This is a genomic window from Kitasatospora sp. P5_F3, from assembly GCF_054049135.1.
On sequence record NZ_JBFUMY010000183.1, the window covers coordinates 1 to 1,737 of the forward strand.

Annotated in this window: 2 protein-coding genes; both read right to left on the reverse strand. The window is 72.5% G+C overall.

Annotation, left to right across the window (positions count from 1 at the left end):
* Window positions 1–238: 238 nt before the first annotated feature.
* Complete coding sequence (locus ACXJMZ_RS37190; RefSeq protein ID WP_457034415.1) at window positions 239–1,072, reverse strand: hypothetical protein; 834 nt, start codon at window positions 1,070–1,072, stop codon at window positions 239–241.
* Complete coding sequence (locus ACXJMZ_RS37195) at window positions 1,069–1,569, reverse strand: SigE family RNA polymerase sigma factor (RefSeq protein ID WP_457034416.1); 501 nt, start codon at window positions 1,567–1,569, stop codon at window positions 1,069–1,071. The genes ACXJMZ_RS37190 and ACXJMZ_RS37195 overlap by 4 nt, the downstream gene beginning before the upstream one ends.
* Between the last annotated feature and the right edge of the window lie 168 nt (window positions 1,570–1,737).

The following is a 1,737-nucleotide window of genomic DNA, read 5'->3' on the forward strand; positions in this document are numbered from 1 at the left end:
GTCCAACGCCCCGTTGGTGCTGACGTCTCGGCAGGTCGGCCGCTCGACTCCACACAACTTGAGCCAGAGCCGGGCCGAGCTCTCGTCGCCACCGCCCACCAGGGTGTACGCCGCATGGCCGCCGCCCGCGAACGGGGCCACTGTCACCGTCGCGACGCCGATTCCGGCCCGGTGAACCAGCATTCCGTACGAACGAACCCGATCCTGAGTACCGGTACTCAGGAGACGCTCCCGCCGGTCACTGGGCAGGCAGGCCCGCCACCACCTGCCCCCAGGCCGGATCGAGGACGATCGCGGACAGCTCGGGCAGGCCCAGCAGCGGGGCGTTGGTGTAGGGCCGCGTCCCGTCCTCCCCGTCCTTACCGGGATCATTGCTCGCCGACACCATCACCTCCGCCCCGTCCGGCCACTCCAGCACTGCGCTCCAGTTCTGGAGCCCTGAGGGGTCCGTCAGCTGCCGGACCGTCAGCTTTGTGCCGTCCGGCTGCCGGGCCGCTGTGCAGGTGGGCTTCGGACAGTTGGTCGTGGAGAGCAGGGAGGTGCGGGAGAAGGTGATGCCGACGCCGCCCCGGCCGCTGCCCTTGGTGAGGGCGAAGCCGGCGGCCAGGACCCGGGAAGGCTCACCCGAGGGCCACTGTCCGCCCGGGTCCACCCGGTACGGCGCACCGAGCTGCAGGCCGGACGGAAGCTTTCCCCGCAGCAGCTCCAGCAGCTGCGCCGAGTCGGTCGGCGTCACGGGCGCGGGGCTGCTCGGCACCGGGCCGGGCGAGGTGCTCATCGCGGCAGGCGGGAGCGGCCCGGGTGCGGCCGCCGGCCCCAGCCGGCTCAGGCCCAGCCCGGTCGTCCCGACCACCAGCACCGCGGCGACCGCCAGCTGGGCCTGCCGGATCCGGCGCAGCCGCCGCCCTCGGACCGCGGCCCGGTGGACCAGATCGGGACTGTGCGGGGAGAACCCCTGCGCGGTGAGGTCGAAGGCGTCGTGCAGCTCGTGGTCGGACTGCTGCTCGTGGATCACGGTGCTCTCCGGTCCGTCGGGGGGCGTGGGCTGCGGGTGCTGGTTCGGCGCCGTCATGACCGGCCCAGTTCTGCGAAGTCGTGGCCGAGGACCTGCCGCAGCCGGCCCCTGGCCCGGAGGCTGCGCACCCGCACCGAACCGACGCTCATCCCGGTCAGCTGCGCGGTCTCCTCCACCGAACGGTCCTCCCAGTAGCGCAGGACGAGCACCGTGCGGTCCTTCACCGACAGCTGGGCCAGCGCCTCCAGCAGCGCCATCCGCAGCGCCGGGTCCTCCGGCCGACCGCTCCGCTCGGGCAGGTCGCCCGTCGGGCGCTCGCCGGAGCGGCGCAGCCTGCGCTGGGAGATGAAGGTCCGGGTCAGCACCATGTGGGCGTACGCCACGGGCGCCTCGGTGCGGTCGATCCGCCGCCAGGACCGGTACATCTTCGCCAGCGTCTCCTGGACCAGGTCCTCCGCCAGGTGCCAGTCGCCGGTCAGCAGGCAGGCCGTGTGGAACAGCCTGCCGCTGTGGGCGTGTGCGAACTCCAAATAGTCCGCGGGTGCTTCCCCCACCAGATGATCCTTCCGATCTCGGTTGTCACAGCACCCACGCCGCGACCCCGGGCGGACGTTACACACCCAGCCTGAAGAAGCTTTCTCCCCTGTCACTCTTCGACGCCGTCGCCGACCTGGTCGACGTCCGCGGCTGCACGGCCTGCCCCACCCGCCCGCCTGTGCACC

Excerpts from the sequence above, each read along its gene's own strand:
- ACXJMZ_RS37190 (WP_457034415.1), bottom strand. The coding sequence starts at position 1,072 with ATGACGGCGCCGAACCAGCACCCGCAGCCCACGCCCCCCGACGGACCG.